General features: G+C 70.2%; 21 protein-coding genes. 9 read left to right on the top strand and 12 right to left on the bottom strand.

Annotation, left to right across the window (positions count from 1 at the left end):
- Genes F0U47_RS11765 through F0U47_RS11745 form a run of 5 tightly spaced genes read left to right on the top strand, consistent with a single transcriptional unit; the run spans window position 1 to window position 4,553 of the window.
- Window positions 1-1,056, top strand: a complete 1,056-nt coding sequence (locus tag F0U47_RS11765) for an MCE family protein (RefSeq protein ID WP_149750674.1) — start codon at window positions 1-3, stop codon at window positions 1,054-1,056.
- Window positions 1,053-2,135, top strand: a complete 1,083-nt coding sequence (locus tag F0U47_RS11760) for an MCE family protein (protein WP_149750673.1) — start codon at window positions 1,053-1,055, stop codon at window positions 2,133-2,135. Before F0U47_RS11765 ends, F0U47_RS11760 begins: the two co-directional genes overlap by 4 nt.
- Entirely contained in the window at window positions 2,132-3,208 is a 1,077-nt protein-coding gene (locus F0U47_RS11755; protein WP_149750672.1) for an MlaD family protein, read from the top strand. The genes F0U47_RS11760 and F0U47_RS11755 overlap by 4 nt, the downstream gene beginning before the upstream one ends.
- Window positions 3,205-3,777 carry an Rv1363c family protein gene (locus F0U47_RS11750; protein ID WP_149750671.1) on the top strand — a complete coding sequence of 191 codons (573 nt, stop codon included), beginning with the start codon at window positions 3,205-3,207 and terminating at the stop codon, window positions 3,775-3,777. Before F0U47_RS11755 ends, F0U47_RS11750 begins: the two co-directional genes overlap by 4 nt.
- Before the next feature lie 11 nt (window positions 3,778-3,788).
- Window positions 3,789-4,553, top strand: coding sequence for an SDR family NAD(P)-dependent oxidoreductase (locus F0U47_RS11745; RefSeq protein WP_149750670.1), 765 nt, complete (start codon window positions 3,789-3,791; stop codon window positions 4,551-4,553).
- 24 nt (window positions 4,554-4,577) lie between these two features.
- Here the strand turns inward: F0U47_RS11745 and F0U47_RS11740 are convergent, their stop codons facing one another.
- The 4 genes from F0U47_RS11740 to F0U47_RS11725 all read right to left on the bottom strand — a co-directional run bounded on the left by F0U47_RS11740 (window position 4,578) and on the right by F0U47_RS11725 (window position 9,487).
- Window positions 4,578-5,753: an acyl-CoA dehydrogenase family protein gene (locus F0U47_RS11740; protein WP_149750668.1), complete on the bottom strand. Its 1,176-nt coding sequence runs from the start codon at window positions 5,751-5,753 to the stop codon at window positions 4,578-4,580.
- 9 nt (window positions 5,754-5,762) lie between these two features.
- Window positions 5,763-6,533 carry a phosphotransferase family protein gene (locus tag F0U47_RS11735; RefSeq protein WP_438362061.1) on the bottom strand — a complete coding sequence of 257 codons (771 nt, stop codon included), beginning with the start codon at window positions 6,531-6,533 and terminating at the stop codon, window positions 5,763-5,765.
- A 253-nt stretch (window positions 6,534-6,786) separates the two neighbouring features.
- Entirely contained in the window at window positions 6,787-7,701 is a 915-nt protein-coding gene (locus tag F0U47_RS11730) for an oxygenase MpaB family protein (protein ID WP_223162748.1), read from the bottom strand.
- Window positions 7,702-7,714: 13 nt separating this feature from the next.
- Window positions 7,715-9,487, bottom strand: coding sequence for an AMP-dependent synthetase/ligase (locus F0U47_RS11725; protein WP_149750667.1), 1,773 nt, complete (start codon window positions 9,485-9,487; stop codon window positions 7,715-7,717).
- 99 nt (window positions 9,488-9,586) lie between these two features.
- On the opposite strand from F0U47_RS11725, the gene F0U47_RS11720 reads away from it, so the two are divergent.
- Window positions 9,587-10,408, top strand: coding sequence for an oxygenase MpaB family protein (locus tag F0U47_RS11720; protein ID WP_149750666.1), 822 nt, complete (start codon window positions 9,587-9,589; stop codon window positions 10,406-10,408).
- Here the strand turns inward: F0U47_RS11720 and F0U47_RS11715 are convergent.
- From F0U47_RS11715 to F0U47_RS11700, 4 genes are all read right to left on the bottom strand, one after another.
- Window positions 10,383-11,027: a TetR/AcrR family transcriptional regulator gene (locus F0U47_RS11715; protein WP_149750665.1), complete on the bottom strand. Its 645-nt coding sequence runs from the start codon at window positions 11,025-11,027 to the stop codon at window positions 10,383-10,385. The genes F0U47_RS11720 and F0U47_RS11715 overlap by 26 nt on opposite strands.
- 118 nt (window positions 11,028-11,145) lie before the next feature.
- Window positions 11,146-12,033, bottom strand: a complete 888-nt coding sequence (locus F0U47_RS11710) for a tetratricopeptide repeat protein (RefSeq protein ID WP_149750663.1) — start codon at window positions 12,031-12,033, stop codon at window positions 11,146-11,148.
- Between the two features lie 212 nt (window positions 12,034-12,245).
- The gene (locus tag F0U47_RS11705) at window positions 12,246-12,761 is read right to left on the bottom strand and encodes an AAA family ATPase (RefSeq protein ID WP_149750662.1); all 516 of its coding nucleotides are present in this window, start codon (window positions 12,759-12,761) and stop codon (window positions 12,246-12,248) included.
- Window positions 12,762-12,922: 161 nt separating this feature from the next.
- Window positions 12,923-13,771: a helix-turn-helix transcriptional regulator gene (locus tag F0U47_RS11700; RefSeq protein WP_223162747.1), complete on the bottom strand. Its 849-nt coding sequence runs from the start codon at window positions 13,769-13,771 to the stop codon at window positions 12,923-12,925.
- A gap of 133 nt (window positions 13,772-13,904) precedes the next feature.
- Between F0U47_RS11700 and F0U47_RS11695 the strand changes: the two genes are divergently transcribed.
- Both F0U47_RS11695 and F0U47_RS11690 read left to right on the top strand, forming a co-directional pair.
- Window positions 13,905-14,186 carry a putative antibiotic biosynthesis monooxygenase gene (locus F0U47_RS11695; protein ID WP_223162746.1) on the top strand — a complete coding sequence of 94 codons (282 nt, stop codon included), beginning with the start codon at window positions 13,905-13,907 and terminating at the stop codon, window positions 14,184-14,186.
- A 144-nt stretch (window positions 14,187-14,330) separates the two neighbouring features.
- The gene (locus F0U47_RS11690; RefSeq protein ID WP_149750661.1) at window positions 14,331-14,729 is read left to right on the top strand and encodes a YybH family protein; all 399 of its coding nucleotides are present in this window, start codon (window positions 14,331-14,333) and stop codon (window positions 14,727-14,729) included.
- 94 nt (window positions 14,730-14,823) lie between these two features.
- Here the strand turns inward: F0U47_RS11690 and F0U47_RS11685 are convergent, their stop codons facing one another.
- The 3 genes from F0U47_RS11685 to F0U47_RS11675 all read right to left on the bottom strand — a co-directional run bounded on the left by F0U47_RS11685 (window position 14,824) and on the right by F0U47_RS11675 (window position 18,499).
- Window positions 14,824-16,053: an HNH endonuclease signature motif containing protein gene (locus tag F0U47_RS11685; protein ID WP_149750660.1), complete on the bottom strand. Its 1,230-nt coding sequence runs from the start codon at window positions 16,051-16,053 to the stop codon at window positions 14,824-14,826.
- Between the two features lie 101 nt (window positions 16,054-16,154).
- Window positions 16,155-17,333, bottom strand: coding sequence for an acyl-CoA dehydrogenase family protein (locus F0U47_RS11680; RefSeq protein WP_149750659.1), 1,179 nt, complete (start codon window positions 17,331-17,333; stop codon window positions 16,155-16,157).
- Window positions 17,334-17,359: 26 nt separating this feature from the next.
- Complete coding sequence (locus F0U47_RS11675; protein WP_149750658.1) at window positions 17,360-18,499, bottom strand: acyl-CoA dehydrogenase family protein; 1,140 nt, start codon at window positions 18,497-18,499, stop codon at window positions 17,360-17,362.
- Between the two features lie 116 nt (window positions 18,500-18,615).
- Between F0U47_RS11675 and F0U47_RS11670 the strand changes: the two genes are divergently transcribed.
- Complete coding sequence (locus F0U47_RS11670; RefSeq protein ID WP_149750657.1) at window positions 18,616-19,341, top strand: MerR family transcriptional regulator; 726 nt, start codon at window positions 18,616-18,618, stop codon at window positions 19,339-19,341.
- A gap of 51 nt (window positions 19,342-19,392) precedes the next feature.
- Here the strand turns inward: F0U47_RS11670 and F0U47_RS11665 are convergent, their stop codons facing one another.
- Window positions 19,393-19,896, bottom strand: a complete 504-nt coding sequence (locus F0U47_RS11665) for a cupin domain-containing protein (RefSeq protein ID WP_188111307.1) — start codon at window positions 19,894-19,896, stop codon at window positions 19,393-19,395.
- Between the last annotated feature and the right edge of the window lie 4 nt (window positions 19,897-19,900).

Below are 19,900 nucleotides of genomic sequence, written 5' to 3'. Positions count from 1 at the left end.
ATGCGGCGTACGGCTCTCGCAGGCGTCGGCCTGCTGCTGCTCGCGTCCACGGGTGGCTGCACCCCGTTGGGTGGTGCCGGCGACCGGGAGGTGACGGCGGTCTTCGCCGAGGTCTCCGGTGTCTACGTCGGCAACGACGTCGGCGTCCTCGGCGTCCCGGTCGGCACCATCACCGAGATCGAGCCGAAGGGCGGCGTCGTGGAGGTGACCCTGGAGATCACCGACGAGGACATCCAGATCCCGTCCGACGCGGCCGCCGTCGTCGTCTCCCGGTCGGCTGCCACCGACCGCTACATCGAGCTGACGCCGGCCTTCCAGGGCGGCAAGGAGATGGCCTCCGGCGCCACCATCCCACTGGAGCGCACCCGCACCCCGGTCGACTTCGACGAGGTCCTCGACTCGATCTCCGACCTGGCGTCCTCGCTCACCCGCGCGCCGAAGGTCACCAACAACCTGCGCGAGGTCCTCCAGGTGACTGCGGCCGCGTTCAGCGGGAACAGCGACGAGCTGCAGGGAGCGGTCACCGGCCTCGCCGACCTCGTCGACACCGTGCACGGCCAGCGGTCGAACATCTTCGCCACGATGGAGTCGCTCGACCGGCTCGCCCGCGGGCTCGTCAACCACGAGGACCTGGTCAGGTCGTTCGTCCGCAACCTCGGCGGCGCGGTCGAGCTGCTCAACTCCGAGCGCCACGAGATCGCCCACGTGCTCCGTTCGGTTTCGGCCACGGTCGACCGGATCACGGAGTTCAGCCGCGAGAACCGCGGCGCCGTGAAGGCAAGCATCACCGACGTCCGGTCGTTGATCGCGAACCTGATGGAGAGCCGGAGCGACCTCGCGGAGACGATCGAGGTCCTGCCGCTCGCGACCCAGAACGTCGCCAACGCGGCGGCACCGAACGGCAACATCTGGGTCCGGGGCGAGCCCGGCCAGCTGCTGGGGCTCGGCCCCCTGTTCGAGCGGATCTGCCAGCTCGTCGGACCGGTCTGCAACCTGGCGACCTTCCCCGACCTCTCCGACGTGCTCGACGACCTGCTCGGGGGGCGGACCCCATGAGGCGATCGATGATGCGCCTGCTGGCTCTCCTGCTGGTCGCGGCCGGGCTCGCCGGCTGCGGCACCGGCTACAAGGACCTCCCGCTGCCCGGGTCCGGCGTCGGCGGCGACACCTATCACGTCGACGCCGTCTTCGGGCAGGCGCTCAACCTGTCGCAGGGCGCGCAGGTGAAGGTCAACGGCGTCTCCGTCGGCCGGGTCGCGTCCGTCGAGGCGGAGGACTGGGAGGCCCGGGTCACGATGGAGATCAAGGAGTCGGTGGAGATCCCGGACGACTCGGCGGTCCGTCTCCGCTACGACACCCCGCTCGGCGAGCTCATCGTCCAGGTGATCCCGGGGACGTCCCGGCGGCACCTCGCGGACGGTGACCAGTTCCCCGTCCACAGGACGACCACCGCGCCCTCCGTGGAGGACGCCCTCGCCGCGGCGTCGACGCTGATCAACGGCGGGCGCCTGGGTGAGCTGCAGGTCATCGCGGAGGAGCTCAACACGACGTTCAACGGCCGCGAGCACAAGATCCGGGCCAGCCTCCGTCAGGTGACCAGCTTCCTCCGGGAGGCGAACGCCAGCCGCGAGGACATCACCCGGACCCTGGTGTCGCTGCGCGACGTCGCACGGGTGCTGGCCTCGCGGCGCAGCACCATCCGCCGCGCGCTGCGGGAGGTCGGGCCGGCCGTGGAGACGCTCGGCAAGGACACCGACAAGATCGTGGCTCTCCTGGCCGGGGCCGAGGGCCTGGCTCGTACGGCGAAGCGACTGGCCCTGCGGGCCGACGACCCGCTGCTCAGGATCCTCCAGCAGCTCGGCCCGGTCGCCGACGCCGTGCTGTCCACCCGGTCGCAGCTCCGCGCGGGGCTCGACTCCCTCGTCGCAGTGGCCCAGCAGCTCGAGCTGACCGTGCCCAGCGAGACCCTTCCGCTGCGGGCCCTCCTCCACCTCGACGAGACCCAGCTCAACTTCCTCGGCGGCGCCGCGCTCGGTCAGCGCTCCACGGACGCCCCGGACGAGTCGGGCGGCCAGGACGCGGCGGAAGACCAGCCCCTGCTGCCCGGCCTCGACCTGCTGGAGGAGCACCGGTGACCCGCAAGAACCTCTTCAGCGTCGCCGGCATCGTGACGGCGTTGGTCCTCTGCCTGCTCTACCTCTTCGGAGTCGCCCTCAGGACTCCGCTGACCGAGCCCCGGGTCCACGTCACGGTCAACCTGCCGCGCAGCGGCGGGATCTACGAGGGCTCCGAGGTGACCTACCGCGGCGTGCGCGTCGGGCGGGTGACCGACCTCCAGCTCACCGACGACGGCATCAGCGCGAAGGTGCGCCTCGACGGGTCCGCAGAGGTCCCTGCGGACGCGCGGCCCCGGGTGCGGAGCCTGTCCCCGGTCGGCGAGCAGTACATCGACTTCCAGCCCGAGAACGACGACGGCCCCTACCTGGAGGACGGCGACTCGGTCGACGGGACCGCAGCCGACCTGCCCACCACCCTCGCGACGACGGCGATCAACCTGAACCAGCTGATCGAGCAGGTCGACCCCAAGGCGCTGAAGACAGTGCTCACCGAGACGGCGAGGGGTCTGAAGGGGACCGAGGACGACCTCCAGCGGATGGTCGTCCAGGGTGCCGACCTGCTGAGCGCGTTCGACGCACGGTGGCCGATGACCGAGCGGCTGCTCGACAACGGCCACCGGCTGCTGCGCCTCGGCGAGGAGCTCGTGCCGGACTTCGACTCGATCACCCGCAACGTCCGGGTGTTCGCCGCGTGGTTGCGCGACATCGACCCGGTGCTCGTCCGGCTGCTCGAGCGGGCGCCCGGGCAGATCGAGGAGCTGCGTCGTCTCGTGCGCGACGTCGACGACGTCCTGGGCGCCTACCTCGACCCCTACATCTCGCTCGCCGACTTCGCGGCCGCGCGCGACCCGCACCTGCGGGCCCTGCTGCGCGACTACCCGCGTGGGTTCCGCGCGCTGGCCAACGGCATCCACGGCGGCGCGGTCCATCTCAACGGGTTCTTCGAGCACATCCCCTACTGCGGTTACGACCACGTCGAACGCAGCCCCCGGGAGACCGAGCGGTTCCCGCTCCAGGATGATGGCCACTGTCCGAAGGGCGGGCCTGCCTCCCAGCGAGGAGCCCAGTGGGCGCCAGGACCACTGCGATGAGCGTCGAGGAGGACGTCAGCACGATGACGGACCAGACAGAGGACACCACCGGGTCGTCCGACAGCCGTCGGTGGCAGATCGCGTGCGCGGGACTGGCGGTGCTCCTGGTCGCCGCGGCGGTGGCGTGCTTCCTGCTCTGGCAGGACCGGTCGGACCACGAGGACCGCCTGGCCGCGGAGAAGGCCGCGACCGCCGAGGCGGAGCGGATCGTGGTGTCGTGGCTGACCTACGACTACCGGACCTACGACGACGACATGGCGTGGGTGACGGAGAGCGGCACCGACGCGTTCCAGGAGGAGTACTCGCCGGAGGCGCTGGAGGGCCTGCGCCAGGAGATGGTCGGACCGCGCCAGCTCGTCAGCCGTGGCCGGGTGGTCAACTCCGCCGCGACGGTCGAGGACGACCACCACGTCACGGTGCTGGTCTTCACCGACCAGACGCTCACCGACCGGAAGATCCGACGCCAGGGCGGCGAGGCGCTCCACGCGCGCAGCGGCGTCGAGCTCGTCATGGTGCGGGACGGCGACGAGTGGCTCGTCGACGAGATGGTCCAGCTGCAGTTCCAGTGAGGGAGAAGGACATGGGCTTCCTGGACACGTTCCGGCTCGACGGCCGGGTCGCCGTCGTCACCGGCGCCTCGAGCGGTCTCGGGGTGACCTTCGCGCGCGCCCTGGCCGAGGCCGGCGCCGACGTCGTCCTCGGCGCGCGGCGCGAGGACCGGCTCGCGGAGACTGTCCGGCAGGTCGAGGGCCTGGGGCGTCGTGCCCTCGCGGTCCGCACCGACGTGACCAGCCCGGAGGACTGCCAGCGCCTCGTCGCGGCCGCGATGGAGGAGTTCGGCCGGCTGGACGTGCTCGTCAACAACGCCGGCGTCGGCACGGCGGTGCCGGCCCTGAAGGAGACGCCGGAGCAGTTCCGCTCGGTCGTCGACCTGAACCTCAACGCGTGCTACTGGATGGCCCAGGCGGCCGGCCGGGTGATGCAGCCGGGCAGCTCGATCGTCAACATCTCCAGCGTCCTCGGGCTGACCACGATGGGGCTGCCGCAGGCGGCGTACGCGGCCAGCAAGGCTGGCCTGATCGGGCTCACCCGCGACCTCGCCCAGCAGTGGACGCCGCGGCGCGGCATCCGCGTCAACGCGCTGGCGCCGGGCTACTTCGAGTCGGAGATGACCGACCAGCTCGAGAGCGAGTACGTCGAGCGGACGGTCATCCCGCGCACGCTGATGGGCCGGCTCGGCCGGCACGAGGAGATCGGCGCGGCGCTGTTGTTCCTCGCGAGCGACGCGAGCGGCTATGTCACCGGCACGACGCTGCCGGTGGAGGGCGGCGTGCTGACCACCTGAGGGTGCCGACGGGTGCCGGCCCGCTCAGTCGCGCAGGAGCCGCCCGGCGATCGCGTGCTGGTGCACCTCGGTCGGCCCGTCGTACAGGCGGAACGCGCGGACGTCGCGGAAGAACCCCGCCACCGGCGTCTCGTCGCTGATCCCCATGCCGCCGAGCACCTGGACGCACCGGTCGGCCACCTGGAACAGCTCCTCCGACACCGTCGCCTTCGTCATCGAGCTCTCGTGACGCCCCTGGTGGCCCTGGTCGAGGACCCAGCACGCCCACCAGATCATCAGCCGGCACTTCTGGATCGCGATCTCGTTGTCGGCGAGCATGAAGCCGACGCCCTGGTGCTGGCCGATCGGCTTGCCGAAGGCGGTGCGGGTCTTGGCGTAGTCGAGCGCGATCGACTGCGCGCGGACCGCCCCGCCGAGCCAGCGCATGCAGTGCGTGAGGCGCGCGGGCGCGAGCCGGAGCTGGGCGTAGCGGAACGCCTGGCCCTCCTCGCCGAGCAGCGCGGTCGCCGGCAGGCGCAGGTCGTCGAACCGCACGACGCAGTGGCCCTCGACGTAGTTGCGGTCCATCGTGTCCATGGTCCGCTCGATGACGATGCCCGGGGCGTCGCCGTGGCAGAGGAAGAGCGTCGCGCCGGCTCCCTCGAGGTCGGCCATGATGATCCACGTCTTCGCGCCGTTGGCGCCGGTGATGAGCCACTTGCGTCCGTTGACGACGTAGCCGGCCGCTTGTCCTGAGCCTGTCGAAGGGTCGCGGACAGCCGTGGTCGTCAGCTGCCGCGGGTCGGAGCCGGCCCCGTCCGGCTCGGTCATCGCGAAGACCGAGCGCCGGTGGCCGTCGACCATCGGCCTGAGGAACTCCAGCGTCTGCTGGGGGTCGGCGATCTTGTTGAGGAGGAACATGTTGCCCTCGTCGGGGGCGGCGCAGTTGAGCGCGACCGGTCCGAGCGCCGACCATCCCGCCGCCTCGAAGAGGACCGCCTGCTCGACGTGGGTGAGTGTGGGCAGGCCGTTCCGCGGAGCCTGGAAGGTCAGCAGCCCCGCCTTGCGCGCGAGCTCGACGAGCTCGGTGCGCAGCTCCTCGGTGGGGCCGTGCGGCGTCACGCGCGGGTCCGCCTCGTAGGGCACCACCTGCTCGTCCACGAACGCGAAGATCTCGTCGCGGCGGGCGGCCAGGTCGGCCGGGATCTCGAAGTCGATCATGGTGCTCCTTCAGATGTGCTGGATCAGCTCGTGGGCGCGCTCGAAGAGGCGCTGCGTGGTGAGATGGAGTCGGTCGCCGATCTCCCGCGGAGCGAGGCCGGCCAGCGCTCGGGCATGGCTGCCCTCGAGGACGATGCCGAGCTTGAAGCAGGCGAGGACGACGTACCAGTCGACGGCGGCGAGGTCGCGGGTGCTGCGCTCGGCGTACCGCCGGACCAGCGCGTCCGCCGTGGCCAGGCCGCCGGCACGGCTGAGCGGTCCGGCGAACTCCTCGGGCGCGCCGGGCAGCTCCCAGGTCGCGAGCAGCCAGCCGAGGTCGAGCAGCGGGTCGCCGATGGTGCACATCTCCCAGTCGACGACCGCGACGACGTCGGGGCCGTCGGGGGAGAACATCACGTTGGCCGCGTGGTAGTCGCCGTGCAGGATGCCGGGCCGCCAGTGCGAGGGACGGTGGGCCTCCAGCCACGCCGCGACCTCGTGGACGGGCCCGATGTCGGGGCCGGGGTACTCCGGGAAGTCGTCGTACGACGCAAGCTCGGCCAGCCAACGCGGCACCTGCCGCTCGAGGAATCCGTCCGGCTTGCCGAAGTCACCGAGGCCGACGGCCTGGTGGTCGACCTCGGCCAGCGTCGCGAGGGCGTCGACCAGCCGCAGCCCCATCTCGTGGCGGATCGCGGGGTCACCGGCGTGGAGCGGGGGAGACCGATGCTGGCGTTGAACCCGTCGACCGGCTCCATCAGGTAGAACACTGCGTCGCCGAGGACCGTCTCGTCGTCGCACGCCGCGATCAGGGCGGGGTGCGGCACGGCGGTGTCACCGAGGCTGCGGAGCACGCGGCACTCGCGGCGGATGACGTCGTTGCTGCGTGGCCGAAGGTGCTCGGGACCGCGACGGAGGACGTAGGGCCTGCCGTCGCGCTCGAAGCGCAGCATGACGTTCTGGGTGCCGCCGGAGATCGGCGTGACGCGCTCGATCGGCCCGCGTCCGAGCCCGCGGTCGTCCATCCACCTCTCGACCGCGCGAAGGTCCGTCGTCACACCATCGGCCGGCCGAGGCGGCGCCGGATCTCCAGGTTGAGCCTCATCGCGTTGATCGGGAAGGCGCGGACGAAATGGGGGAGCGGGCGCGAGAGAGCACCAATGACGCGCATCAGCCGGTCGTGCCGGCGCTGGTCCCGCTCGTCCCAGGGCAGGCCGAGCTGGCCGCGGACCGGCTCGGGGATGAAGCCGGTGTTGAGCCACTGGTGCAACGGCCCGAACGCCCGGTAGAGGGGCTTGGGCACGATCTCCATCCGGAGCAGGCTGCGGAGGTAGCTCCCGACCCGCTCGTCGATGTCGACCCGCGCCAGACCCTCCTCCCAGTAGGCCCAGAACTCCTCGGGGGTGCGGTGCCACATGTCCTGCGGGACCTGCAGCGTGGTGCCGATCCGCGCGCCGGCCCGCAGCACGATCGCCTCTTCGTCCCGGGTGAGCGGGCCGTGCATCTTGGTGAACGCGTCCACGGTCCCGTAGTAGATGCAGCTCGCGACCCAGAGCTGGAGCTCGCGGTTGAACGCGTTGTACTTCACCGGGCTGTCGGGCGTGGACCGCACCTGCCGGTGCTGCTCGTTGATCGCCTTCCGGTAGGCCATCCGCTGGGTGTGGCTGCCGAGCAGGGCGACACCGAGGTACCCGACGGTGGTGCGGAACCGCTTGAACGGGTGCTTGGTCACCTTCCCGCTGTCGACCTTGCTCTCGACGACGCCGTAGCCGACCTCCGGCCAGCCGAGCTGGAGGGCCACGTTGGCGGGGCCCGCGATGAGGACGACGATCCCGTCTATCTTGCGGCGGAGCAGGGCGATCTCCTCGGCCCGCTCGGCGGACCTCTGGGCGCGGATGAGGTCCCCGACGTCGTCACCCATGGTGGGGTCGGGGACGAGGTCGTGGGTGTGCAGCGGTTCGGCTCCCATGGCGGGCCCTTTCCTAGGAATAGAGCGCGTCGATCTCGGACGCGTACTTCTCGGCGATCGGCCTGCGCTTGAGCTTCATGGTCGGCGTGAGCTCGTCGCCGCCGGGCTCCCACGTCGACGGCAGGATCACGAACTTCTTGATCTGCTCGACGCGTGCGAGCTTCTCGTTGGCCTGGTCGATCCCGGCCTGGACGAGGGCCCGCACGGAGGGGTCCTCGGCGAGCACGGCGGGGGAGCCGTCCGTCAGGCCGGCCTTCTCGGCGTACGCCGCGCACGCGTCGGGGTCCAGGGTCAGCAGCGCGGTGACGTAGGGGCGGTCGTCGCCGACGGCGACGGCACTCAGCACCAGCGGGCAGGCGACCTTGATCGCGCCCTCGATGTTCTGCGGCGACATGTTCTTGCCGGCCGCGTTGATGATGAGCTCCTTCTTGCGGTCGACGATCCGGACGTACCCGTCGTCGTCGATCGTCGCGATGTCGCCGGTGTGCATCCAGCCGTCGGCGTCGATGGCCTCGGCGGTGCGCTCCGGGTCGTTGCGGTAGCCCTTCATCACCAGTGGGCCGCGCACGAGCAGCTCGCCGTCGTCAGCGAGCGAGATCTCGGTGCCGCCGGGGACGACCTTGCCGACGGTGCCGATCCGGATGCCGTCGGGCGGGTTCATGGTGACCACGGCGGAGGTCTCGGACATGCCCCAGACCTCGAGCACCGGGATGCCGAGGCCGAGCATGAACGCCAGCGCGTCGGGCGCGATGGCGGAGGCACCGGTGGCGGCCACCCGGACCCGGTCGAGGCCCATCCGCTCCCGCAGCTTGCTGAGCACCACCTTGTCGGCGATCCCGTGCTGCAGCTTGAGCGCCAGCGGCACCGGCTTCCCCTCGGACCGCAGCCAGGCGACCTTGGTGCCGGTCCCGATCGCCCACTGGGCGATCTTGCGCTTCTTCTCGTCGGGCTCCGCGGCCAGCGCCGCCTCGATGCCGGCCTTGACCTTGTACCAGACCGCCGGCACGGCGCCGAAGAACGTCGGGCGGACCAGCGGCAGCGTCGCGACGAGCTGCTTGGGGTCGGCGACCGTGGTGATCCGGATGCCGAACCGCAGGTTGTTGTAGTGGGCGCCCCACCGGTTCGCGATGTGCGCGTCGGGCAGGTAGGACACGAGCGAGTCCTCGTGGGTCAGCGGGAAGTAGCCCTCGAGGGCATCCATCTCGGCCATCAGGTTCGCGTGCGTCAGCTCCACGCCCTTGGGCGGACCGGTCGTGCCCGAGGTGTAGATGAGGGTGAGGACGTCGGACGGCTCAACGGCCTGCCAGGCCGCGTCGAAGTCGTACGACGGGTCGCCGCTCGCCTCCAGCTCCTCCAGGGTGATCGCGCCCTCCGCGGGCCCGTCGACGACGACGAAGTGCTCGACCTGGCCGGAGGTGTTCGCGAGCCTGAGCTTCTCGAGGAACTGCTGCTCGGTGATCACCACCCTGTTGCCGGCGTTGCCGAAGAGATAGGCGATCTGGTCGGTGGCCAGCGTGTTGTAGATCGAGAACGGCGTGGCGCCGGTGTGGAGCACGCCGGTGTCGGCGACGTGGAACTCCGGCCGGTTGGTGAGCATGAGCGCGACGGTGTCGCCACGCTGCACGCCGAGTGCGGCGAGACCCGCCGCGACCGCGCGCACGCGGTCGGCGTACTGCCGCCACGTGAGCGAGACGCTGTCGTCGGGAGTGCGGAGCGCGACCGCGTCGGGGTGCGCTGCTGCTGTCTGCTGGAAGGCTGCGCAGAGGGTGCGGTTGTCGTAGGCCACCCCGGCAAGCTACCTGCGCGCGACCCAATCTGACAACGCTTGTGTCCACAATGTGTCACGACCCTGGTGCGGGTCCTCGGAACGGCGGAGGCTGGGGGCATGAGGACCGACCGCTCGTTCGACATGCGCGACCACATCCCCGGTCCGGCCGGCATGTTGGGCGCCGCCGCCAACGTGATCATGCAGCTCGGCTGGCGCGAGGTCGGCTACGGCGTCCTCGAGAGCACGGTCGACAGCGGCAACGTGATGATCCATCCCTGGAAGCGGCTCCGCACGACGATCAGCTATCTCGTGGTTGCCCTCTTCGGGAGCGAGGCCGACCGGGCGGCGTACCGCCAGGCGGTCAACCGCTCGCACACCGCGGTGCGGTCGCGCCCCGACAGTCCGGTGAAGTACAACGCCTTCGACCCGGAGCTGCAGCTGTGGGTCGCGGCCTGTCTCTACGTCGGCTTCCGCGACATGCGCCTCGCCTTCCTCGGGCCGATGACGGACGCCGAGGCCGACGCGCTCTACGCCTACTGCAGCCGGCTCGGGACCAGCCTGCAGGTGCCGTCCGACCAGTGGCCCGCCGACCGCGCTGCCTTCGACGCCTACTGGGCGGAGGGTGTCGCCCGCGTAAAGTACGACGACCCCGTGCGCGACCACCTGCTCGCGCTGGTCGACCTCGAGATGATCCCGCGCTTCATGCGCTGGGGGAACCGGTCGCTCAACAGGTTCGCGACCGTGGGGTTCCTCCCGCCGGAGTTCCGCGAGGCGATGGGGCTCACCTGGACCGACAGCCAGCAGCGCCGCTTCGACCGGATGGTGCGGGTCCTGCGGTTCGGCTCGCGGCTGCTCCCGCGGTGGGTGCGGATGCTTCCGGTCCGGCTCCAGCTCGCGGAGGTCCGGTTCCGGGTCAGGCGGGGCTGGCGCCTGACCTAGGCGCCGCCAGCTGCCGGACCGACGAGGCGAGCAGGCCGCCTGCGACCTCGCTGAGCTCCTCCTCGGTCAGGTCGACGTCGCCGTTGAGCACGGCGTGCGTCACCTCGAGCGCCCCGCCGACGGCGTAGAGCGAGGCGATCCGGGCCCGGGTGGTGTCGACGGGCTGGCCGAACTCCGCGCCCAGGTAGGCGAGCAGGGTGTCGGCGTACGACAGCACGATCGCGCGGCGGGCCTCGGTCAGGCCGACCGTGCCGGAGGCGACGGCGAGCGCCGCGCGGGCCTTGCGCGGGTCTCGCCGGAAGACGGAGTAGGCGCCGCTGAAGACGACCCGGCAGGCCTCGTCGAGGTCGGCCGACGGGTGCGCCTCCAACGCGGCGACGCCCTCGACCGCGACGTCGGCGGCGATCTGGTTGAACAGCGCGACCTGGAGCTCGTCGAGGTTCGCAAAGCTCTCGTAGAAGTAGCGCTGGGTCAGGCCGGAGACCGCGCAGACCCGCCGCACGCTGATGTCGGCGTCCTCGCTCCCGAGGCACTCCAGCCCGGCGTCGAGCAGCGCCGTACGACGACGCTGGCGGCGGTCGTCCGCCGCCACCCCGCCGTACGTGCGCTCCGTCACCATGGGCCCGAGGGTAGCCCGCGCACCTGCGGGTCCCTCTCGTGTGCTCGGGCTCGGGGCGGGGTGGCGGGGCATGAGCGCGCCCGGTTTGGTGCTGTCCTTTCGCCGCCTGTCGGCGCGCTCACCAGATCAAATCAAACTCGAGCAGGCGAGGCCTCGAGGGTGAAGCCTGGACCCATTGGTCAAGGACTTGCGCCAGTGCGGGCTCGTCTCCAGCCAGCCCAAGGGTGCGTGACCCTGGCTTGGCCGGCGGGTGGACATGGTCGGGGTCAGCGGATCCATGGGAACAGGTGCTGCACATGACCTTGATGCCCGACCAATCGTCGAGCCCGAGCCCGCGTGGTCCTGCGAGGTCGGCGAGCGACGCAAGATCCTCGTCCGTGGCGCCCTCGACCTGTAGTTGCCAGGTTGGGAGCCCCGACTCCTCGAGCCGTTCGAGCTGATCGAACACCGGCACCTCTGACTCGCCATTTCTCCGGGTGCCTTTCGGCTCACCGTCGTGCAGGACGACATCCCTGAACCGGTGGCCCGACTCCGGCAAGGGGACGCTGGCTATGACAGCGTGCGCGGGGCTGCGCCTCCAGCACCAGACGACCTCCGTCTCGCCGTACTCCGGCACTGATTGAAGAGTCAGGCTCGGCCGATCCGGATTCAGGCGAATCGGCACCTGCCCCAGATCCATGTCGATGGGTGAGTTCGACTCCGCCGCCATCCCGGTGACGCCGAACGTCGTCCAGGCCCTCCGCGCCAGGGCCCAGTCCCCGATCGCGGTGGCCGCGATGCCGAGATTCCAGGCAGCAGGATTCACTCCCCCGTACTCGTCGACCTGATGCTGACCGAAGAGTTCCATGGCGCGCTCGTTCCACTTCGCACATCGCGGCCAGTCACGTCGCGCCTTCGCATGAAGCCCCGCCTCGAACCAGGCCTCGAACGACTCCGGAGCGACGCGGGTCATCTCCGCGGCGAGCTGGCCCGCCCGCTCCACGTCGCCGGACTCGTTGGCCTGCATCCAATCTCGCCACACGTCCGCCGGCGTCCGTCCACCACGTCGGCCAGTCCTACCGAAGCCTCGCACGCGCACATTGTGCAAGACCCACCGTGAAGGCCCGGGAAAACTCACCTTGGGGCCCCGCGGTGATAGGCGCAACTGCGTCATCGAGTCGCCTGTCGGCGCGATCCCGATGCGCGCCCGCTGTTGCCAAGCAGCGGGCGGGCCTCGGATCACTCGACGTCGCCGCTGCTGACCCTCAGGCCCGAATGCCGAAGGATCTCGTCAACGACGTCGGTGACCGGTCGAGTCGCATCGATAACGATGCCGTTCCTAGGGATGTCGTTCTTAGTGCGGTGAAGGCGGAGGATGAGATCGCGCTCCGACGGTTTCGAGCCCCACTCATCTTGAGGCCGCTGATCGAGCCGCTGTTGCAAGGTGTCGAGATCGACGTCGAGGACGAACACGTCGTCAAACAGATCGATGAACTTCGAGAAGTTGCGAGAGCCTCCGCAGAAGAACGTGACTGGCTCGGTTCGTTCGGCCACCAGATCCCGTACCCGATCCACGTCCCAGATGTGGTGCTCGTGCATGGCGCTGTCGGTCGCTTCGCCAGTCTCGGGATCGCCCTGGTAGGCAAGCTCGATGTCGCCGTTGATGGCCTGGTAGCCACGCCGGTTCAGCTCTCGGCAGACCGAGGTCTTCCCCGTTCCGGAGACGCCCTCAACGAGGTAGTTACGCACCCCCACCGGGGCAGTATCGGCCCAGTGCTTCCAGAGGACAAACGTCCGCTAGTGCCCCGACCGGGGTACGTCATTGCGGCGCGCATTACGCGCGGATCTGCCGATGCGCCGTGGTGGGATGCGAGGCGTCAAGGATGGTCGGCAGTCGCGTACCGAGGGCGCCTGCGTCAGGTGTTGCTCTGCTCGAAACTCTGGGTGCCGATCACCCGGAGAAGCTCGAGCTTCTCCCGGGCATCGGTGCCCTCGACCGGTAGGAACGCACGGACCCGCAGGTCCTCCTCGGGGGTGAAGAGGATCTCGCAGGTCAGCTCGAGAAGCCCGACCTCCGGGTGCACGATCGACTTGAGCGCGTGTCGACGTACGGCAACCTCGTGCCTCTCCCAGAGCCTGCGGAACTCCGCGCTCCGCTCGAGCAGGTCGTTGACCAGCTCGACGACGTCGGGGTCGCCGGCTCTCCTGGCGTGGGTCGCCCGGAGGTCGGCGACGTGGGCGGCGGAGTGGGTCGGCCAGTGCTCCTCGGGGAACCGGTCCCGGCTCCCGGGGACCGCGAACCACCGCCAGGTGATGTTGCTGTCGCGGCCCGCCCCGGGCTCTCGGTGACCGAGCACCGTGTCGGCGAGGGCGTTCTGCCAGAGCACCTCGTCGATGTCGGTGGCGATGACGAGCGGAACGTCGGTGAGCCTGTCGGCGAGGGCGAGCAGGCCGGGACCGATGTGCCGCCCGGCCCGCCTGGCCGGGGGCGTGAGGTCGGCGAGGTGGTAGAGGTGATCGCGCTCGTCGAGCTTCAGACGCAGCGCTCGGGCCAGCGACGCCACGATCGGCTCCGACGGGTGCGCGCCACGCTGCTGCTCGAGCCGGGAGTAGTAATCGGTCGACATCCCGGCCAGCTGCGCTACCTCCTCGCGGCGCAGTCCCGGCGCGCGGCGCCGGAAGCCCGGCGGCAGGCCGACGTCCTCGGGGCGCAGGGCGTCGCGGCGCCGACGGAGGAAGTCGGCCAGGCCGGCACGGTCGATCATGCCCCCATCATGCGACGCCGGGGGTGGCTCAGACAGGGACTGCCAGTCCCCGGTTGAGCTGTGCCTTCTCCACGTGGTCCTGCGCGACCACCGTGGTTGCTCGACACCCCGTCATCACCCCAAGGAGAAGTCGATGAACACCATCACCCACAACCAGGCCGACACCAGCCACGTCCAGGCGACCGCACCCGCGCCGGTCGGTCCGCCCACCCGGCCGCAGATGGCCGTCATGATCTGGCTGGCGGTCTTCCCGACCCTGACCGTGCTGTCGCTGGTCCTCGGCCCGTGGCTGAGCGACGCCAACCCGGTCCTGCGCACGTTCGTACTGGCGACGGTTGCCGTGCCGACCATCGTGTTCGGCGAGATGCCGTGGCTGCAGCGCGCCCGGGTCTGGCTCCTGACCCGGGCCGGGTGACCGAGACACGTCGACCCGGCTCGTCGGGACGAGCCGGGTCGACGTACGGATGAAACGCCGGGGCGACGATCGGGCGGCAGAGCCGGTCTGACTACCGCCGGCAAGACCCGCCGGAAACTGCGCCTTCGTGCGAGCATCAAAGGCATGACCGATCGCGACGAGTTCGTCACCTGGGTGCAGTCGGCTCTCAGGGACGCGGAGGTCGCCGTCCACAACGGTGACGCCGGGCCACGCCGCGCCATCTGGTCACGAAACGACCCGGTGACAGTGTTGGGCGCATGGAAGAACGCCACCGGGCAGCAGGAGCTCGACGAGCTCTTCGCCCATCTCGCCGAGAGCTTTTCGGACTGCACTTCCTACGAGTTCGAGCTGCTTGAAGCCGAGGTGCGTGGGGACACCGCCTACACGGTGGGCTTCGAACACACGTCTGCGTCCGTCAACGGCGTGCCGCGTACTTACACCCTCCGCGCGACTCAGATCTATCGGCGTGAGGACGGTGAGTGGAAGGTAGCCCACCGACACGGGAGCGCGCCGCCAGAATAGGTCTGCGGTTGCCGCGGCTGGTCAGGCGGAGCAATCGCGAGGTGCGCCCTTCCGCCGCAATTGACGCGACCTCCCTATCCGACCGGCACCCGGCCTACCGGCGCCGATGGGACCGGATGTCGCCGCTGGCGAGCCTGTCGTGGTCGAACCGACGGTCGTGGATGCGGTGGTGATGCCAGGAGCAGAGGAGGATGCCGTCGGCGAGGTCGGTCTTCCCGCCCTCGGACCACGGTCGGAGGTGGTGCGCCTCGGCCCACGTCGCGGGGATCGAGCAGCCCTCGGCCCTGCAACGTTTGTCGCGGAGCCGCATCGCTCTGCGCTGGGCGGCCGTGAACAGCCGACGGGTGCGACCGAGGTCGAGGACCTCGCCCTTCCCGCCGAGCACGGCCGGCATGATGCGGGCGGTGCAGGCCAATCGCCGGGCCTCGCTGGCGGAGATGTCCTCCCCGCAGCCGAGGTCGGCCCGGAGGGCGTCGAGGCTGATGGTGACCATCACGCTGGTCGCGTCACCGCCGTGGTGGGGGAGCCTGCCAGGGTCGAGGTGCTCGAGCAGGGCGCAGAACGCCTGCCCGAGCTTGCGGGCGTACGGGATGCGATCTTCCTCGCCCGCGATCGCGTCGTCGTGCTTGCACGGTGAGGTGAACCCCTCGAGGTAGGTCCGTAACCGGGCGGCGTCGGCGTCGGGGACCAGGGCGGACATCCTGGTGGTGCCGTCACCTACCGGCCGGAGCGCGAGTCGGCACTTGTCTCGCGCATGCTGCTCCTCGCGCTCGAGCCGCTGCGCCTCCTCGGCCTCGGCGATCTCGGGCGCCACGGTGTCGAGGATGTGCCGGGCCAGACGCCGCAGCTCGCTGGGCCTGAACTCGCCTGCCCACTCCACCAGCTGGGCCTCGGCCCGGGTCAGGACCTCCGGACCGACAGTGGCAGGCAAGTCTTCGAGTCCGCGGACGATCACCCTGGCGTGGTCCTTCGACAACGCGCCGGCGGCCAGCCCGACTCCCACCCGGCACCACCGCCGGTCGATCGCGGCGGCCAGCGCCTGGTCTGCCCGCAGGTCGGACGGGTCGGCCTGCGTGCGCGACGCCAGCCACGCTGCTACGTCTCGAGCACCGTCGTCGGCGGCGACGTCGTCCGAGGCAGCCATCAACCTGAGCTGGAGCTCGTCCAACCGCCGCTGCGCCTCGCTGAGCTTGAGCAGCACCGCCCGTTTGTCGTCGCTGCGCAGGTAGACCGGCTGCACGTCCGTCGTAGCGGCCAGCTCGGAGCAGATCTGCTCCGCACAGGCGAGGATCGGATGGTGCGTGGGCACGAGCTGCGCGACCATGAGCGATCCTCCCGAGTAGAGGCCTCAGTCTACCGCTGCTCGAACAGACGTTCTAGTCCTATTCCGAACTTTCCCGCAGAGATCGCCTCGTGTTTCCCTCCCTAGTACGACTTGGGCAGCCCCAGCATCGAGGTCCCGATGTGCGCCAGCACCAGCTGCTCGGCGACCCGGATGTTCTTGCCGATCCGGGCGTCCCGGAGCCAGCGCTCGACGGGGTACTCCTTGGAGTACGCCATCCCGCCGAGCGTCTGGAAGGCCTGGTCGGCGGCCTCCCACGCGACCTGCGCGCCGGTGAGCTTGGCGACGTTCGCCTCGTTGCCGCAGGGGAGCCCCTGGTCGAACAGCCAGGCCGCCTTGTAGGTCATCAGCCGGCCGAGCTCGACCTTCGCCTTGATCTGCGCCAGTGGGAACTGGATGCCCTGGTTGGCGCCGATCGGGCGGCCGAAGACCTCCCGCTCGGTGGCGTACCTCGCGGCGTAGGCCAGTGCCGCGTCGGCAGCACCGACGCCACCTGCGGCGGCGAGGATCCGCTCGGGGTTGAGCACGTCCCACAGGACCATGAACCCGGCGTCGACCTCTCCGATGACGTTGCGCGCGGGCACACGGACGTCGTCGAAGAAGAGCTGGCTGGAGTGGAGGATGTTGCTGCCCATCTTCGGGATCGGCGTGTAGGACAGCGTCCCCGCGGCGAGCGCTTCCTTGACGTCGACGAGGAAGAGGGTGAACCCGTTGGTGCGGGGGTTCGCGTCGGCCGCCGGGATCGTCCGGGTGACGGCGACCATCCAGTCGGCGTTCTCGACGTTGGAGATCCAGACCTTCTGGCCCTTGATCACGAAGTCCTCGCCGTCGCGGCGGGCGGACGTCTTGATCTCGATCGCGTTGCTGCCGGCGTCGGGCTCGGTGAGGGCGAAGCAGAACTGGACGTCGCCGGCTGCGATGCCCGGGAGGATCGCCTGCTTCTGCTCCTCGGTGCCGTGGCGCACGAGCGTCGTCGCCCCGAACCCCGGCGTCGTCACGTAGAAGAACGTGCCGGCGCCACCGCCGGAGGCGCAGAGCGTCTCGTTGGCGATCGCGACCTCGAGCAGGCCCTGCCCGCCGCCGCCGTACTCCTCGGGGATGTTGAGGCCGAACCAGCCGCCCTTGCCGAGGTCGGTGAAGACCTCGATCGGGAAGCGGTGCGCCTCCTCGCACTCCGACCAGTAGGCGTGGTCGTACTTGGTGGCCACGGCGCGTACGCCGTCCTGGACGGCGAGCGCGGTGTCAGGCAGGTTGAAGTCCATCGTTTCCCTCGGTCCGTTTTGCGCTGTCAGAGGCCCAGCGAGCGACCGATGATCTCCTTCTGGATCTCGGTCGTCCCGCCGTAGATGGTGGAGATCCGGCTGTCGAGGTAGGCCCGTGCGATCGGGTACTCCAGCATGTAGCCGTAGCCGCCGTGCAGCTGGACGCCTTGGTTGACGAGCTTGTTCTGGAGCTCGGTGGCCCAGTACTTCGCCTGGGAGGCCTCGACCGCGTCGAGCGTGCCGGCGACGTGCTTGCGCACGCACTCGTCGATGAAGACCCGCGTGATCTTGGCCTCCGTCGCCATCTCGGCGATGAGGAACCGGTTGTGCTGGAACTTGCCGATCGGCTTGCCGAACGCCTCCCGGGTCTTGGCGTAGTCGAGGCACATGTCGACGATCGCCTCGCACGCGGCGGCGGCCTGGCAGGCGATGATCAGCCGCTCCTGCGGCAGGTTCATCATCAGCGAGATGAAGCCGCTGCCCTCCGGACCGAGGAGGTTCTCCTTGGGCACCCGGACGTCGGTGAAGCTCAGCTCCGCGGTGTCCTGCGCGTGCATGCCCACCTTCTCGAGGTTGCGGCCGCGTTCGAACCCCTCCATGCCACGCTCGACGACGAGCAGGCTGATGCCCTGGTGGCCCGCGTCCGGGTCGGTGCGCGCGACGACGATCACCAGGTCGGCGTGGATGCCGTTGCTGATGAAGGTCTTCGACCCGTTGAGCAGGTAGTGGTCGCCCTGGTCGACCGCGGTCGTGCGGATGCCCTGGAGGTCCGACCCTGCTCCCGGCTCGGTCATCGCGATGGCGGTGATGATCTCGCCGGTGACGCATCCCGGGAGCCAGCGCTGCTTCTGCTCCTCGGTCCCGAGCGAGGTGAGGTAGGGGACGATGATGTCGGAGTGGACGGAGAACCCGGGCCCGTTGGCGCCGGCGCGCGTCTGCTCCTCGCTCACCACCATGTTGAAGCGGAAGTCGTCGATCCCCGGGCCGCCGTACTCCTCCGGCACGTCGAAGCAGAGCAGGCCGGCCTCGCCCGCCTTGAGCCACAGCTCCCGCGGGACGATGCCGTCCCGGTCCCACTCGTCGTGGTGCGGCGTGACCTCCTTGGCGAAGAAGGTCCGCACGGTGTCGCGGAAGTCCTCGTGCTCGGGAAGGAAGAGCTCGCGCATGGTGGGGGAGTCCTGTCGTAGAGTGCGTCGTCGATTGCGACAGTGGTTTTGTTGCTCTACTGTGACAGTATCACTGTCACAATGCAACGGTCTGTCCGGAGAGTGGTGGGAGCAGCGTGTCGATCGAGACCGAACAGGAGACCTCGGCGGAGCTGACCGTCGACGCGCTGGCGGCCGAGGCAGGGATGACGGTGCGGACCGTGCGCTACTACGCAGGGCTCGGCCTGATCCCGCCACCCGTACGACGGGGGCGGATGGCCTTCTACTCCGACCTGCACGTGGCACGGCTCAAGCTGGTCCGGGCGCTGCAGGACCACGGGCTGAGCCTCACCGCGATCGAGGACTACCTGGCCCGGATCCCCGCGGACAGCAACGCCGACGAGCTCGCCGTGCAGCGGCTCGCCCTCAGCACCTGGTCGCCCCAGCCCGCCGAGCGGACGACCCGTGCGGACCTGGACCGGCGGGCCGGCCGGCCGATCGACGAGGCCACCCTCGGGGTCCTCGTCGCGATCGGCGTCATCGAGCAGGACGGCGACGAGCTGGAGCTGCTGCCCGGCTTCGACGCCGCGGTGAAGGTGCTCGCGCTCGACATCAGGCCCGACGGGATCGCTGCCGCCGGCGCCGCGATCAAGCGCCACACCTCCGCACTGGCCGAGGAGCTGACCGAGGTCTTCGCGCGGCAGGTGATCGGGCCCTACCGCTCCCAGGAGCACCACACCGCCGAAGAGGCGGCCGCGTTCCAGGAGGCGATCGTCCAGCTGCGCGAGCTGACCCTCGAGGCCGTCGTCACCGGCTTCCAGCGGGCCGCCAACGAGGTCATCAACCGATCGCTGCGCGGCTGACGGGCGCGGGCCGACGCAGGTCCGACCCGTCGGGCAGGACGCCGTCGAGCATCACGAGCTCACCGGGATCGAGTCGTAGCGAGCCGAGACCGCCGCTCGGGCAGCCGGGTCCCGGATGGCCTCCGGACCGAGCCGGCCGAGAGCGAAGAACATCTCCTCCAGGCCGCCCGGGACCATGAGGGTGAGGAACCGGCCACCGCCCTCGGCTGCCGAGATCATGTGCGCGGTCCCGCGGGGCACGAGGATGTACATCCCTGGGGTCGCTTCGATGGGCTCCTCTCCGACGGTGAACGTGAACATCCCGTCGAGGATGAAGAAGGACTCCTCGAAGCCGCGGTGCAGGTGCGGCACGGTCCAGGGGCCTTCGGCCGTTCCGGCGAACTCGGCGACGGTGAAGGCGCCTCCCGTCTCGCCGTCGCCGCCAGCCAGGACCCGCATGGACGCCACTCCCAGCTCGACCGAGCGGCCTGCGCCCGGAACGACCGTGTGTGCCGTGCCCGGTTGGAACATCGCCACCACCCCTTTCCTCCGGTTCAGGGTGTTCCGGTTCGCCATCCAC

It is taken from the genome of Nocardioides antri (genome assembly GCF_008373765.1).
In the GTDB taxonomy this organism is placed as follows: domain Bacteria; phylum Actinomycetota; class Actinomycetes; order Propionibacteriales; family Nocardioidaceae; genus Nocardioides; species Nocardioides antri.
The sequence above is the reverse complement of the archived record's forward strand: the minus strand, read 5'-3'. Positions and strand labels throughout refer to the sequence as shown.

Excerpts from the sequence above, each read along its gene's own strand:
- F0U47_RS11730 (WP_223162748.1), bottom strand. The coding sequence starts at position 7,701 with ATGGGAGCCGAACCGCTGCACACCCACGACCTCGTCCCCGACCCCACC.
- F0U47_RS11675 (WP_149750658.1), bottom strand. The coding sequence starts at position 18,499 with ATGCGCGAGCTCTTCCTTCCCGAGCACGAGGACTTCCGCGACACCGTG.
- F0U47_RS11665 (WP_188111307.1), bottom strand. The coding sequence starts at position 19,896 with ATGGCGAACCGGAACACCCTGAACCGGAGGAAAGGGGTGGTGGCGATG.
- F0U47_RS11720 (WP_149750666.1), top strand. The coding sequence starts at position 9,587 with ATGAGGACCGACCGCTCGTTCGACATGCGCGACCACATCCCCGGTCCG.
- F0U47_RS11745 (WP_149750670.1), top strand. The coding sequence starts at position 3,789 with ATGGGCTTCCTGGACACGTTCCGGCTCGACGGCCGGGTCGCCGTCGTC.
- F0U47_RS11710 (WP_149750663.1), bottom strand. The coding sequence starts at position 12,033 with ATGCAGGCCAACGAGTCCGGCGACGTGGAGCGGGCGGGCCAGCTCGCC.
- F0U47_RS11690 (WP_149750661.1), top strand. The coding sequence starts at position 14,331 with ATGACCGATCGCGACGAGTTCGTCACCTGGGTGCAGTCGGCTCTCAGG.
- F0U47_RS11680 (WP_149750659.1), bottom strand. The coding sequence starts at position 17,333 with ATGGACTTCAACCTGCCTGACACCGCGCTCGCCGTCCAGGACGGCGTA.
- F0U47_RS11740 (WP_149750668.1), bottom strand. The coding sequence starts at position 5,753 with ATGATCGACTTCGAGATCCCGGCCGACCTGGCCGCCCGCCGCGACGAG.
- F0U47_RS11765 (WP_149750674.1), top strand. The coding sequence starts at position 1 with ATGCGGCGTACGGCTCTCGCAGGCGTCGGCCTGCTGCTGCTCGCGTCC.
- F0U47_RS11750 (WP_149750671.1), top strand. The coding sequence starts at position 3,205 with ATGAGCGTCGAGGAGGACGTCAGCACGATGACGGACCAGACAGAGGAC.
- F0U47_RS11715 (WP_149750665.1), bottom strand. The coding sequence starts at position 11,027 with ATGGTGACGGAGCGCACGTACGGCGGGGTGGCGGCGGACGACCGCCGC.
- F0U47_RS11695 (WP_223162746.1), top strand. The coding sequence starts at position 13,905 with ATGAACACCATCACCCACAACCAGGCCGACACCAGCCACGTCCAGGCG.
- F0U47_RS11685 (WP_149750660.1), bottom strand. The coding sequence starts at position 16,053 with ATGGTCGCGCAGCTCGTGCCCACGCACCATCCGATCCTCGCCTGTGCG.
- F0U47_RS11700 (WP_223162747.1), bottom strand. The coding sequence starts at position 13,771 with ATGATCGACCGTGCCGGCCTGGCCGACTTCCTCCGTCGGCGCCGCGAC.
- F0U47_RS11760 (WP_149750673.1), top strand. The coding sequence starts at position 1,053 with ATGAGGCGATCGATGATGCGCCTGCTGGCTCTCCTGCTGGTCGCGGCC.